Raw genomic sequence first — 13466 nt, 5'->3', positions numbered from 1 at the left:
GGTTCAGGGGTGGATGATGCCGAACCGGCACAACTCCCAGACCCAGGCGACCGTCAGGGCGGTGCCGATCAGGAGGTTGCGCTTCCGGTCGGGCAGCTGCCACCACCAGCGCCCCGGTCCGAGCGGTGCGACCAGGAGACCGAGGGCGACCACCACGGTGACCGGGTTCGCGGCCAGTGCGGCCGACCAGTGCCCGTGACCGGCCTCGATGAAGACCGTGGTGCTGCCGCAGCCGGGGCACGGGATCCCGGTGAACCGGCGCAGCATGCAGAGCGAACCGGGGTCGTGCACGTCGTGCAGCCGGGCCACCACCAGCGCCGCCGCGCCGCCGCCGCCGAGGCGCAGCGCGACCCGCAGCAGGCCGCCCGAGAGCCGGTCGGCCGACCGGCGCCAGCGGTCGGTGAGACCGCTCACGAGGTTCGTCGTGCTCATACCTGGCGCGGCCACGGCTATTTGGCGAGGACCAGGTAGAAGACGACCAGTGCCACGGAGATCAGCACCGCCAGGGTGTTGAGCACGATCCCGCCGATCGCCGGGGTCCGGCCGACTCCGGTGGTGTTGGAGCGGTTCAGCCCGGCGATGCCGACACCCAGGCCGATCAGGCCCAGGAAGCCGCCGTAGACACAGGAGGCCAGCACGGCGATGAAGCCGAGCGCGATCGAGGCGGTGGCCATCGAGTTGGGCTGCGGCGCGGCGGGCGGTGCCGCGAACTGCTGCGGCTGCGGCTGGGGTTGCTGCGGGTAGCCGTAACCGGCCTGCGGCGGCTGCTGGTACTGCGGTGCGCCGTAAGACTGTTGCGGCTGCGGTGGCCCGTAGCCGCCGTACGGATCGGGCGGCGGTGTCTGGTACGGATTGCTCACTTGTGCTTCTCTTCCCCCGGGATCTCCCCGTCGTCTCCTACGGCCCGTCAACGGGCGTAGCGGGCGACGGCTGAGATGACAAGGCCCCTATCGTCAACCGGTCCGCGCGGCGGTGTCCAGCCGAGGCCCGGCCGAGCACCCAACTGTGGCGCAACCGCAACCCGAAGCCCACGCTCCGTCCTTCGGATCGGCACTTTCTGCACGGCCGGGGTGGTGACGCGGGCATCCCGGCCGATCCAGGAGAATGGGGCCATGACTGCCCAGATTCTCGATGGCAAGGCCACCGCCGCCGCGATCAAGTCCGAACTGGCCGTGCGCGTCGCGGCCCTCAAGGAGCGGGGCATCGTCCCCGGTCTCGGTACCGTCCTGGTCGGCGACGACCCGGGCAGCCGCTGGTACGTGAACGGCAAGCACAAGGACTGCGCGGAGGTCGGCATCGCCTCCATCCAGCGCGAGCTGCCCGCGACCGCCACCCAGGAGGACGTGGAGAACGTCGTCCGCGAGCTCAACGCCGACCCGGCGTGCACCGGCTACATCGTCCAGCTCCCGCTGCCCAGGGGCCTGGACCAGAACCCGGTCCTGGAGCTGATGGACCCGGACAAGGACGCCGACGGCCTGCACCCCACCTCGCTGGGCCGGCTGGCGCTCGGCATCGAGGGCCCGCTGCCGTGCACCCCGCTCGGCATCGTGGAGCTGCTGCGCCGCCACAAGGTCGAGATCAACGGCGCCGAGGTGGTCGTGCTCGGCCGCGGTGTCACCGTCGGCCGCTCGATCGGCCTGCTGCTCACCCGCAAGAGCGAGAACGCGACCGTCACGCTCTGCCACACCGGCACCCGTGACCTGGCCTACCACCTGCGCAAGGCCGACATCATCGTGGCCGCCGCCGGTGTCCCGCACCTGGTCAAGCCCGAGGACGTCAAGCCGGGCGCGGCGGTGCTGGACGTGGGCGTCAGCCGCAACGGCGAGGGCAAGATCGTCGGCGACGTGGACCCGGGCGTGGCCGAGGTGGCCGCCTGGATCTCCCCGAACCCCGGCGGGGTCGGTCCGATGACCCGCGCGATGCTGCTGAACAACATCGTCGAGGCGGCCGAGCGCCGCGCCGGTCGCTGAGTCGGATGGACCTCAAGGTGAGCCGGTCGCGCCGTCGGCCGGTGAAGACCACGGGCACGCTGCCCCCGGAGGGCTCGGGAACGGCGCTGCACCACAGCCACCCGCTGCCGGTCCGGCAGTGGCCGATAACCCTGGTCCTGGCGGTGGCCTGCGTCGGGCTCGCCATCGCCTGGTTCGGCGACTCCCGGGCCGGGCTGCTGACGAAGGTCGGACTGCTGACGGTCGGCGGTTCGCTGCTGCTGGCGGCCGTGCTGCGGCTGGTGCTGCCGGAGGTCGGCATGCTGGCGGTCCGCAGCCGGTTCACCGACGTCACCGTGCTGAGCTTCCTCGGCGCGGTGATCATGCTGCTGACCCTGGTCACGCAGCCGGACCCGTGGCTCCATCTGTCGGTGCTGGACAACATCGGCCAGCTGATCGGCCGCCAGCGGCACTGAGGCCGGCGTCCCCGGCACACCGGCGGCGGGCACGTCCCCGCCGCCGGTGGCGCCCGGCCGCCACCGCCGTCGACGACGGCCCCGCGAGCGGCCCGCCACGGGCTCCGGGAGGCGTCGGGCCCCGTCCGCCGCCGCGGACGGGGCCCTGTGCGTTTGTGACGTAATAACCAGGCCCTTGAACGCTCCGGGAGGTCGCCTTGCGATAACCTGGCGGCGGTTCTCTCGATGTCGAGAGATCATCCTCGGCTCCAGCGCGCCGACGTGCCTGGGGCACTGGCGATTTGCTGGAGAAGGTAGAAATGACTCGCACCCCCGTCAACGTCACCGTCACCGGAGCGGCCGGCCAGATCGGCTACGCGCTGCTCTTCCGCATCGCCTCGGGCCACCTGCTCGGCGCTGACGTGCCGGTGAACCTCCGTCTGCTGGAGATCCCGCAGGGCGTCAAGGCCGCCGAGGGCACCGCGATGGAGCTGGACGACTGCGCGTTCCCGCTGCTGCGCGACATCACCATCACCGACAACGCCAACGTCGCCTTCGACGGTGCCAACGTCGCGCTGCTGGTCGGTGCCCGCCCGCGGACCGCCGGCATGGAGCGCGGCGACCTGCTGCAGGCCAACGGTGGCATCTTCGGCCCGCAGGGCAAGGCCATCAACGACAACGCCGCGGACGACATCAAGGTCCTGGTGGTCGGCAACCCGGCCAACACCAACGCCCTGATCGCCCAGCGCAACGCCCCGGACGTCCCGGCCGACCGCTTCACCGCGATGACCCGCCTGGACCACAACCGCGCGGTCGCCCAGCTCGCCAAGAAGCTCGGCGTCACCGTCAACGAGGTCAAGCGCCTGACCATCTGGGGCAACCACTCGGCCACCCAGTACCCGGACATCTTCCACGCCGAGGTCGCGGGCAAGAACGCCGCCGAGGCCGTCAACGACGAGAAGTGGCTGGCCGAGGACTTCATCCCGACCGTCGCCAAGCGCGGCGCCGCCATCATCGAGGCCCGTGGCGCGTCCTCCGCCGCCTCGGCCGCCAACGCCGCCATCGACCACGTCCACACCTGGGTCAACGGCACCGCCGAGGGCGACTGGACCTCGATGGGCATCGTCTCCGACGGCTCCTACGGCGTGGAGGCGGGCATCATCTCCTCCTTCCCGGTCACCTGCAAGGACGGCAAGTACGAGATCGTCCAGGGTCTGGAGATCAACGAGTTCTCCCGCAAGCGCATCGACGCCTCGGTCGCCGAGCTGGTCGAGGAGCGCGACGCGGTCAAGGCCCTCAACCTGATCTGAGCCTGATCCGGCTCCGGGCGGAGCCGAACGCGAACCGAGCCGCGGCCGGATGTCTCCAGGGGCGTCCGGCCGCAGCCGTACACTGACCCACCGTGAGTGAAACCCTGCAGGACGCCGCCCTCGTCCTGGTCTTCATCATGCTGGGCGGCCTGTTCAACGTCGCCGAGATCTCGCTGATCTCGCTGCGCGAGGGCCAGATCAGGGAGCTGGAGGCCAGGGGCACCCGGGGCGCCGTCCGGGCCGCGCACCTCGCCGCCGACCCCAACCGGTTCCTGGCCGCCGTCCAGGTCGGGGTCACCTGCATGGGTTTCCTGTCCGCCGCCTTCGGCGCGGACACGCTGGCCGGGAAGGCCGCCCCCTACGTCGCCCGGCTGGGCCTGTCCGGCGGGGTCTCGGACGCCGTCGCGCTGGTCGGGCTGACCCTGGTGATCAGCTACGCCTCGCTGGTGCTCGGCGAGTTGACCCCCAAGCGGATCGGACTGCAGCGGGCCGACTCGATCGCGGTGCTCGCCGCGCCCGTGGTCGACGTGATGTCCGTGGTGCTGCGGCCGGTGATCTGGCTGCTCGGGGTCTCCACCAACGTGATGGTCCGGCTGTTCGGCGGCGACCCCAAGGCCGGGCGCGGCAGCATGAGTTCGGAGGAACTGCGCGGCCTGGTCGCGGCCAACACCGAACTCGGCAGCGACGAGCGGGCGTTGATCGCCGACGTGTTCGCCGCCGGCGAGCGCCAGCTGCGCGAGGTGATGGTGCCGCGCACCGAGGTCACCTTCCTGGACGCCGACCGGGTCCTCGCCGAGGTCCGCGAGGAGACCAACTCCTCCCCGCACTCCCGCTACCCCGTGGTCGAGGGCTCGTACGACGCGGTGGTCGGCTTCGTGCACGTCCGCGACCTGTACGGGGCCAAGGGCGGGCGTGCGGTGCGGATCCGCGACATCGCCCGTCCGGTCAAGCTGCTGCCCGCCACCAAACGGGTGCTCGAGGCGATGAGCGAGATGCGCCGCGAGGGCCACCACCTGGCCATCGTGGTGGACGAGTACGGCGGCACGGCCGGGATCGTCACCCTGGAGGACCTGGTCGAGGAGGTGATCGGCGAGATCCGCGACGAGTACGACGCCCAGGACACCACGGCCACCCGCCGGCTGGCCGGCGGCGGCATGGAGCTGGACGGCCTGCTCAACCTCGCCGACTTCGCCGAGGAGACCGGCGTCACCCTCCCCGAGGGCCCGTACGAGACCGTGGCCGGATACCTGGTGAGCGCGTTGGGACGGCTGCCGAGGGCGGGTGACCAGACGGTCACCGAGGACGGCGTCCGGCTCACCGTGGCCAAGCTCGACGGCCGCCGGATCGAGCGCATCAAGGTGAGTGCCGTCACACTGTCGGATGCTCCGAGCGCAGACGTTTCCTGACTGGTCGGTGGAGCTGGAACAATGGCGCTCATGGTCAACGCAGCGGTCACTGGTCCGGTGAAGGACCGTCCCCGGGTTCTCTCCGGCATCCAGCCCACCTCGGGCTCCTTCCACCTGGGCAACTACCTCGGCGCGGTGCGCCAGTGGGTCTCCCTCCAGGAGGAGAACGACGCCTTCTACATGGTGGTCGACCTGCACGCGATCACCGTCGAGCAGGATCCGGCGACCCTGCGGGAGAACACCCGGATCTCCGCCGCCCAGCTGCTCGGCGCCGGGCTCGACCCCGAGCGCTGCACCCTCTTCGTGCAGTCGCACGTCCCCGAGCACGCACAGCTCGGCTGGGTGATGAACTGCCTCACCGGCTTCGGCGAGGCGTCCCGGATGACCCAGTTCAAGGACAAGTCCGCCAAGCAGGGCAGCGACCGCACCTCGGTCGGCCTGTTCACCTACCCGATCCTGCAGATCGCCGACATCCTGCTCTACCAGGCCGACGCCGTCCCGGTCGGCGAGGACCAGCGCCAGCACCTGGAGCTCACCCGCGACCTCGCGGAGCGCTTCAACACCCGCTACGCGCCGACCTTCACCATCCCGAAGGCGTACATCCTCAAGGAGACGGCCAAGATCCTGGACCTCCAGGACCCGACCGCCAAGATGAGCAAGTCGGCCGCCTCGCCCAAGGGCCTGGTCAACCTGCTGGACGAGGCCAAGGTCAGCGCGAAGAAGTTCAAGAGCGCCGTCACCGACACCGGCACCGTGGTCTCCTACGACGAGGAGAACAAGGCCGGCGTCTCCAACCTGCTGCGGATCCACTCCGCGCTCAGCGGCCAGTCGATCGAGCAGCTGGTCGAGCACTTCGAGGGCAGGATGTACGGCGCCCTGAAGACCGAGCTGGCCGAGCTGTTCACCGAGTGGGTCACCCCGTTCCAGGCCCGCACCAAGAGCTACCTGGACGACCCGGCCGAGCTGGACCGGGTGCTCGGCCTCGGTGCCGAGAAGGCCCGCGAGGTCGCCGCCGAGACCCTGGCCACGGTCTACGACCGCATCGGCTTCCTGGCGCCGAAGCGCTGACGCGCTGATGCCCTCGCGCTCACTCCCCGATGGCGGCGACCTCCCGGAGGTCGTCACCATCGGGGTGTCCATAACCGTCCCGGAACCGTACGGCAGTGCCATCCAGGACGCCCGCGACGGCCACGGCGACCCGCTCGCCCGTTCGATACCCACCCACGTCACCCTGCTGCCGCCGACCGAGGTCCCCCGCGACCGGCTGCCCGACATCGAGAAGCACCTGAGCACGGTCGCCGCCGGGCACGCGGCCTTCCGGATGCTGCTCCAGGGCAGCGGCACCTTCCGGCCGGTCTCTCCGGTGGTCTTCGTCCGGGTCGAGGAGGGCGCCCAGGAGTGCCGGGTGCTGGAGGCCGCCGTGCGCTCCGGGCCGCTCGCCCGCGAACTCGCCTTCCCCTACCACCCGCACGTCACGGTCGCCCACGGCCTCGCCGACGAGGTCCTCGACCTGGCGTACGAGAAGGCCCGCGCCTTCCACGCCGCCTTCGCGGTACCGGGCTTCTGCCTCTCCCGCTTCGACGCGGACGGGGTCTGGCGGCCCTGGCACGGCTACACCTTCGGCCGCGGCTGAGCCACCCCGCCCGTTCGCGGTCCGGAACGGGTGGTGGAACTTCCCCGGCGTCGCCGGGACCGCGGACAGCCGTCCGTCTGCCGTCGGCCCGGGCGCTCCCGCGCCGACGCCGGTCAGCCGCCGCACCGCCCGGAGCCGCCACGTCCGCTGCCCGCCGGGTTCTTCGGGGTCTCGTCCGCTGCCCGCCGGGTCGTCGCGGCGGCCGGGCCCGCCCCGCACCGCGACCCCCGCCCCGCACCGCGACCGGTGCCACCGCTGCCCGACCTGCGTGCGGCGTACCACGCCCACGAGGAACGGCCGGCCGGTCTGCCGCCCGAGCTGGCCCGCCGTCGAGGACGGCTCGCGGAGGTCCGCGACGACCTGGCCGAGCGCTCCTCGGACACCTTCTGCCTGAACGACGGCCGGCAGGACGCGGTCCTCGCGGTGGAACAGGACCGCCGGGTGGTCGGCTTCCTCCGGGCGTACTTCCCCGTCCCCGGCCCGCTCCGGAGCAGCCGGGGGCGGACGGAGGCGCTACCGGCGCTCCAGTAGCGCGTCCACCACCCGGGACGCGGCCCGGCCGTCGTCCAGGTGGCAGTAGCGCTCGCGGAACGCCGCGTACCGGTCGGCGTGTTCGGCGGCCACCGCCTCCACCCGGCCGAGTGCCGAGACGAGCTGGGCCGAGGTTTCCAGCAGCGGCCCCGGGGCCTCGGCCTCGAAGTCGACGTAGAAGCCACGCAGGTCGTCCCGGTAGTGCGCGAGGTCGTGGGTGAAGAAGAGCATCGGGCGGCCGGTGACGGCGAAGTCGAACATCACCGAGGAGTAGTCGGTGACCAGCACGTCGGTGATCAGCAGCAGTTCGGCCGTGTCGGGGTAGTCGCCGACGTCGTACAGGAAGCCGTCGCCGCAGCCGGGCGGACGTTGGAGCACGTGCGCGTGCGGGCGCACCAGCAGCACGTGGTCACCGCCCAGCGCGGCCCGCGCGGCGCCGGTGTCGAGCCGCAGGTCGAGCCGGTAGCCGTCGCCGCGGCGGGCGTCCTCGCGCCAGGTGGGCGCATAGAGGACGACCCGCTTGCCGTCGGGGATGCCGAGGCGGCGCCGGACGGCCGCGGCCGCCCCGGCGCCGGGGCGGGCGAGCAGGTCGTTGCGCGGGTAGCCGCTCTCCAGGATCTCGCCCCGGTAGCGGAAGGCCCGGCGCAGGATCGGGGTGCTGAAGGAGTTGGGGGACAGCAGCAGGCTCCACTGCGGCACCTCGCGCGCGAGGCGCTCCAGGTAGCCGTCGTCGTCGAGCCAGCCGGTGTCGACGTCGTGGGCGATCCGCTTCAGCGGGGTGCCGTGCCAGGTCTGGAGGACGACCTGCCCGTCCCGGCGCTCGACGAACTCCGGGAAGTGGGTGTTGCCGACCAGGTAGCGGCTGGTGGCGAGGGCGTCGTACCACTCGGGGCTCCAGACGGTCACCGGCTCGACGCCCTCGGGCAGTTCGGCCTGGGCGTCCTCCACGGTCCACAGGTGGCGCAACCCGGGCGCGCGCCGGGTCAGTTCGGCGTGGATCGCGCGCGGGGAGTCGGCGTACCCGCGACCGCCGAAGACGTCGTACAGCACGGCCTCGTGCAGCGGGCGGCGCCGGGCGGCCGGGTAGCGCCGGGCGCGCAGCTGGAGTTGGCGGTGGGCGCTGCGTTCGGCGGCGGGCAGGACGGGGGTGGAGTCCAGGATCAGGGTGTCGTGCCAGCGCCGTTGCAGCAGGATGCGCTTGCCGTGGGTCTCGGCCGGGAGCGGCAGGACGCGCAGGACGTCCGGGGCGAGGACCACCTGCTGTTCGTTCCCGGGATCGCCCGCAGGCCGGATCAGCACGTCCCAGACGCCCTTGCGCAGCGGCAGCCGCCCGCCGTACGAGGTGGGGACGGTGAGCGGCACCCGTACGTGGAACCGGTCGTCGGGCAGCGGTTCGAGTGCGAGGTGCTGCTCCCCGCAGCCGCCGCCGTGCCGCAGTACCAGTTCGTGCGCGGCGGCCCCGGGCCGCGGGAAGTGGCCGGTGAGCAGGAATCCGCCGGCGGTCGAGGCGAGGGTGTCCACCACCGGGACGCAGTCCTGTTCGCACAGTTGCAGGCGGCTGTCGGCGAGGTGCTTGAGGCGGAGCGTCCGGCCGGGGGCCGGGAGCGCGAACTGGGCGGGCAGGGCGCCGGGGCGGTGGTCGAGGACGAGGGGCTCGGCCCGCCCGTCCGGGTAGTGCAGCACCGGGTCCCAGTGGGCGGTACCGGCCGGGTCGGGCGCGGGCCGGCCGCTGCGCTCGAAGGCGCCGAGCGGGATCCGGACGGTGAGGCTGCCTCCCGGCCCCGGCAGGACGGGCAGCGCGATGACGGCCGGGGACTGGCGGTGGCTGAGCCGGACCGTCGCGCCCTCGGCCCGCCGGCTGCTCAGACAGGCCAGCTCGACGCTGTCGCCGACGGTACGGGAGGCGCTGACCCGGGCGCGGGCGGTCTCGACCCGCAGGTACAGCTGGTCGCCCCGGAAGTACGGGATGGCCTGCACGCCCTCGGCCACCCAGGCGGCGGGCGGGTACTCGCCGGAGCCGCACCAGTGGGCGGTGAAGCCGCCCGGCCGGGGCCGCAGGCCGTTCAGCAGCAGGCCGCCGATCCGCCAGACGCCGTCCTCCCAGTGCCCGCCGCGCCGCAGCACCGCCGGGTCGATGCGGACCGCGAACCCGGCCCAGTCGAGGTTGAGTCCGGGTTCGGCGAGGTCGTCGGTGACCTCGGGGAGGTAGCGGGGGGTGGTGCGCAGCACGGTGAGGCGGCGCTGGCCGGGGCGGTGCAGGGTGATCAGGGTGCGGACGGCGCCGAGGTGGTCGGCGCTGCGGCCCGGGGTGTGGGCGTGGCCGACGAGTTCGAGCAGTCCGCCGACCCAGGCGGCGGAGCGGATCCCTATCCGGGGGGCCCGGTCGGGCGGGGCCGCGGGTGCCGTCCGGCGGGGGAGCGGGACGGAGAATCCGAGGGATCTGGCAAAGGAAGGTCGAGGCACCGGAATGCCCTCCGCGCTGCGGGAGTCGAGAACCCTGCTGGGTTTTCGCTATTGGACACCACAGCCGTCCGGCGGGTCAATTTCCGAATCAGGGCGACGATATGACGGCCGGTAATTCACAAGAATTCCCGACCGTCATGTCGTCAGTTCTTCAACAGTGCATCCACCACCCGGGACGCGGCCTGGCCGTCGTCCAGATCGCAGTAGCGCTCGCGGAACGCCGCGTACCGGTCGGCGTGTTCGGCGGCCACCGCCTCCACCCGGCCGAGTGCCGAGACGAGCTGGGCCGAGGTTTCCAGCAGCGGGCCCGGGGCCTCGGCCTCGAAGTCGAAGGTGAAGCCGCGCAGGTTGTCGCGGTAGTGGGCGAGGTCGTGGGTGAAGAAGAGCATCGGGCGGCCGGTGACGGCGAAGTCGAACATCACCGAGGAGTAGTCGGTGACCAGCACGTCGGCGACCAGCAGCAGTTCGGCCATGTCCGGGTAGGTGCCGACGTCCCAGAGGTAGCCGTTCCCGGCGCCCGGGATCTGGCCGCACATCAGCTCGTGGCTGCGGATCAGCAGCACCTGGTCCTCGCCCAGCGCGGCCTGCGCGGCGGCCAGGTCGAGTCGCAGGTCCAGCTGGTAGCCGTCCTGCGGACGCCGCCGGTCCTCGCGGAAGGTCGGTGCGTACAGCACCACCTTCCTGCCCTCGGGCAGGCCGAGCCGCTCGCGGACCCGCTCGGCGGTCTTCTCCCGGTCGCTCGCGAAGAGCAGGTCGTTGCGCGGGTAGCCGCTCTCCAGGATCTCGCCCCGGTAGCGCAGGGCCCGCCGCAGCACCGGCGTCGACCAGCGGTTGGCGGCGGCCAGCAGGCTCCACTGCGGCACCTCGTGGTCCAGGTGCCTGAGGTACTGGGCGTCGGTGAACCAGACCTTCTCGAAGTCGTGCCCGATCCGCTTCAGCGGGGTGCCGTGCCAGGTCTGCAGGACCACCTGGCCGGGGCGGCGCTCGAAGAAGTCGGGCAGATGGGTGCTGGTGACCACGTACCTGGCGGTGGCCAGCGCCTCGAACCACTCGGTGGACCACTGCCGGATCGGCTCGGCGGTCTGCGGCAGGTCGGCCTGCCGGTCGTCGGTGGTCCACAGGTGGCGCACCGGCGTGTCGCGGCGCACCAGTTCCTCGTGCACGGCGCGCGGAGAGCCGGCGTACTGGCCGCCGGAGGCGACGGCGTAGAGCACGGTGTCGGTCAGCGGACGGCGCTGCAGGGCGGGGAACTCGGCGCGCAGCTGCCGCTGCCGGTAGCCGCTGCGCTCCTCCGGCAGCAGGTCGGAGTGCGACTCCAGCGAGAGGGCGTCGTAGCGGCGGCGCTCCAGGGTGATCCGCTTGCCCCGGGCCTCGACCTCCAGCGGCAGCGAGCCGTGGCAGGACGGCGCCAGCAGGACCTGCGGCCAGGTGCTGTCGGCGGCGGCGCCGACGGGCCGGAAGAAGACCTCCCAGGTGCCCCGGCGCAGCGGCACCTGCCCGGCGAAGGAGGCCGTGGGCACGGCGGGCAGCGCGGCCCGGAACCGGCCCCCGGTGATCTCCACCGGGTAACTGTGCTCCTCCTCCAGCCAGTTGTGCCGGATCACCAGCTCGTACCGGTGCGTGCCCGGCAGCGGGAAGCTGCCGCTGAGCAGGAAGCCGTCGGCGTCCCTGGCGGCCGTGATCTCCTCGACCACCGGCTGCAGGACCTGGTCGCCGAACTGGAGGTACCCGCTGGGGGAGGGCTTGGAGTAGAGCGCCCGCGGCCCGCCGCGCGCGGTGCCGGGCGCGCCCTCGCCCGGCAGGCCCTCGATCGGCACGTCCAGCTGGGCCGGTGCCCGGCGGTCGTCTATCACCACGGGCACGGTGGAGCCGTCGGTCAGCTGGAGCTCGGTGTCCCAGCGGTCGCGCAGCCGGTCGGCGGAGGACGGGTCGAGCGCGTCCCAGGTCGCCCGGACGGCGGACAGTTCGGCGATCGGGAAGCTCGCGGTGAACGGCACGTGCGGCCCGGCGGGGGTGCCGAGCTCCAGCGGGAAGAGCAGGTCGCGGTCGGACTCGACGTGCTTGAGCCGCAGCCTGGCCCCCGCCAGGTCGGCGCCGGACCGCACCGACCCGGTCACCCGTACCTCGCCGGCCGCCGAATCCACCTGCACCGCACGGGCCCTGACCAGCTCGACCCGCAGGTAGACGTGGTTGTCCCGGAGCCAGGGCACGATCCGCACGTCGTCCTCGACCCAGTGCACCGGCGGGTACTCCGCGGTGTCGCTCCAGCCGCCGGAGATCCGGCCCTTGTAGACGCCGCCCTTGCCGACCCCGGCGATCAGCACCCGCCAGGAGCCGTCGCGCCAACGGCCGCGGTGCTTCAGGCGCTTGGGGTCGATGACGGCGCTGAACCCGGCCCAGTCGCAGCTGTACAGGTCGTGCGGGGAGCTGGCGGTGGCCTCCGGGCTGTACATCGTCCTGGTCTGCACGGCCAGCACCCGGTGGCCCTTGGCCTCGCGCAGCACCAGCACCTTGACCATGTCGTGCTTGTGCTCGGCCCCCAGGTGCTCGGGGAAGGCGTGCCCGGTGATCCGCAGCCGGCCGTCCTCCCAGCCGGACTCGTACAGCCGGCTGCGCATCACCAGCGCGTTGTCCAGCCGCAGCACGTCGGCGGGCACGCTCCTGCGGCCGCCGCGCAGGAACGGGTAGTCGGCGTACGGACGGAGCAGGCCGCGTGCCGGGGCGGCGCCGTTGCTGTCCTTCTCGAAGCGCATCTGCTCGACGAGCTCGTCCATCCGCCCCTGCAGGGTCAGGTGGTACTTGAGCCGCAACGGTGCGCGCAGCCGGCGGACCTGCTCGGGGCCGATCGCGCGGAGCAGCCGGCTGACGTTCTCCCGGTAGGCGTCTCGGTAGTCCTGGTCGCCCTCCAGCACCGACCAGAAGAACATCGGGATCTCCTCGACGAGGTTGTTCTCGTCGTAGGAGCGCAGATGGCGGCGGAACCCGGGTCCTGGCTGCTCCAGCAGCCAGGACCGGACCAGCTCCATCGACTTCACCCGGTCGATCAGGCCCTTGGGGTTGGTCCGCATCTGAGTGATCGACATCTCGCCGACCTCGCGCTCGCGCCAGTGGTAGATCGGCTCGGAGAGCACGTCCACGCTGCGGGCCAGGTAGTGGTGCGGCACGCTGACCGGCGCGTCCTCGTACAGGATGCCCTCGGGGTAGAGCACCCCCGCGGCGTCGAAGAACGCGCGGCGGTACACCTTGTTCCACGCGGTGCGGTCGGTGACCAGCGAGGGGATCTCGGTGATGTGGGTCCGCAGCCTGGTCTCCTTGAACGGCTTGCGGTGCCCGCCGGACTGGTAGTACCCGACGGCGCGGAAGCGCAGCACGTTGCCGGTGGCGAAGTCCGACCCGGTCTCGTCCAGGGTGCCGATCATCAGCTCGTACGCGCTGGGCGGCAGCGTGTCGTCGCTGTCCACGAAGGCCAGGAACTCGGTGCCCTCGCCGATGTGCCGGTAGCCGGTGTTGCGGGCGGCGCCGAGGCCCTTGTTCTCCTGGCGCACCAGCCGGAACCGCGCGTCCCTGGCGGCGTACGCCTCGGCGATGGCCGCACTGCCGTCCAGGGAGCCGTCGTCCACCATGACGCACTCGAAATCGGCGAAGGTCTGAGCCGCGATCGAGTCCAGACACTCTTCCAGGTAGCGCTCGACGTTGTAGATCGGGACGACGACGGAGAGGCGGGGTGCCATCGGCTGCGC

11 protein-coding genes are annotated in these 13466 nt (G+C 72.2%); 7 read left to right on the top strand and 4 right to left on the bottom strand.

Annotation, left to right across the window (positions count from 1 at the left end):
• Nucleotides 1–3: 3 nt before the first annotated feature.
• Both ACFC1R_RS00605 and ACFC1R_RS00600 read right to left on the bottom strand, forming a co-directional pair.
• Nucleotides 4–414 (bottom strand): DUF2752 domain-containing protein, encoded by a 411-nt coding sequence (locus ACFC1R_RS00605; RefSeq protein WP_375930465.1) that lies wholly within the window; start codon nt 412–414, stop codon nt 4–6.
• A gap of 35 nt (nt 415–449) precedes the next feature.
• Nucleotides 450–860: a hypothetical protein gene (locus ACFC1R_RS00600; protein WP_375930462.1), complete on the bottom strand. Its 411-nt coding sequence runs from the start codon at nt 858–860 to the stop codon at nt 450–452.
• Between the two features lie 252 nt (nt 861–1112).
• Here ACFC1R_RS00600 and ACFC1R_RS00595 point away from each other — a divergent pair, with 252 nt between their 5' ends.
• The 7 genes from ACFC1R_RS00595 (at nt 1113) to ACFC1R_RS00565 (ending at nt 7263) form a co-directional block, all read left to right on the top strand.
• Nucleotides 1113–1970 carry a bifunctional methylenetetrahydrofolate dehydrogenase/methenyltetrahydrofolate cyclohydrolase gene (locus ACFC1R_RS00595; protein WP_375930459.1) on the top strand — a complete coding sequence of 286 codons (858 nt, stop codon included), beginning with the start codon at nt 1113–1115 and terminating at the stop codon, nt 1968–1970.
• A 5-nt stretch (nt 1971–1975) separates the two neighbouring features.
• Nucleotides 1976–2404 (top strand): DUF3017 domain-containing protein, encoded by a 429-nt coding sequence (locus ACFC1R_RS00590; RefSeq protein ID WP_045301399.1) that lies wholly within the window; start codon nt 1976–1978, stop codon nt 2402–2404.
• Between the two features lie 299 nt (nt 2405–2703).
• Nucleotides 2704–3693: a malate dehydrogenase gene (locus tag ACFC1R_RS00585; RefSeq protein ID WP_375930456.1), complete on the top strand. Its 990-nt coding sequence runs from the start codon at nt 2704–2706 to the stop codon at nt 3691–3693.
• A 92-nt stretch (nt 3694–3785) separates the two neighbouring features.
• On the top strand, nt 3786–5099 hold the full coding sequence (locus ACFC1R_RS00580; RefSeq protein ID WP_375930453.1) for a hemolysin family protein: 1314 nt from the start codon (nt 3786–3788) through the stop codon (nt 5097–5099).
• 30 nt (nt 5100–5129) lie between these two features.
• The gene (gene trpS / locus ACFC1R_RS00575) at nt 5130–6167 is read left to right on the top strand and encodes a tryptophan--tRNA ligase (RefSeq protein WP_375930450.1); all 1038 of its coding nucleotides are present in this window, start codon (nt 5130–5132) and stop codon (nt 6165–6167) included.
• 7 nt (nt 6168–6174) lie between these two features.
• Complete coding sequence (locus ACFC1R_RS00570) at nt 6175–6732, top strand: 2'-5' RNA ligase family protein (protein ID WP_375930447.1); 558 nt, start codon at nt 6175–6177, stop codon at nt 6730–6732.
• A 33-nt stretch (nt 6733–6765) separates the two neighbouring features.
• Nucleotides 6766–7263, top strand: coding sequence for a hypothetical protein (locus tag ACFC1R_RS00565; RefSeq protein WP_375930444.1), 498 nt, complete (start codon nt 6766–6768; stop codon nt 7261–7263).
• Here the strand turns inward: ACFC1R_RS00565 and ACFC1R_RS00560 are convergent.
• Together ACFC1R_RS00560 and ACFC1R_RS00555 are read right to left on the bottom strand one after the other, a co-directional pair.
• Nucleotides 7246–9726, bottom strand: coding sequence for a CDP-glycerol glycerophosphotransferase family protein (locus ACFC1R_RS00560; RefSeq protein ID WP_375930441.1), 2481 nt, complete (start codon nt 9724–9726; stop codon nt 7246–7248). The two genes, ACFC1R_RS00565 and ACFC1R_RS00560, sit on opposite strands and share 18 nt — an antisense overlap.
• A gap of 143 nt (nt 9727–9869) precedes the next feature.
• Complete coding sequence (locus ACFC1R_RS00555; protein ID WP_375930438.1) at nt 9870–13457, bottom strand: CDP-glycerol glycerophosphotransferase family protein; 3588 nt, start codon at nt 13455–13457, stop codon at nt 9870–9872.
• Nucleotides 13458–13466: the final 9 nt, after the last annotated feature.

The organism is Kitasatospora sp. NPDC056138, from assembly GCF_042264695.1.
Classification (GTDB): Bacteria; Actinomycetota; Actinomycetes; order Streptomycetales; family Streptomycetaceae; genus Kitasatospora.
Note: the sequence above shows the minus strand (reverse complement) of the source record. Positions and strands in the feature narration are given on the sequence as shown.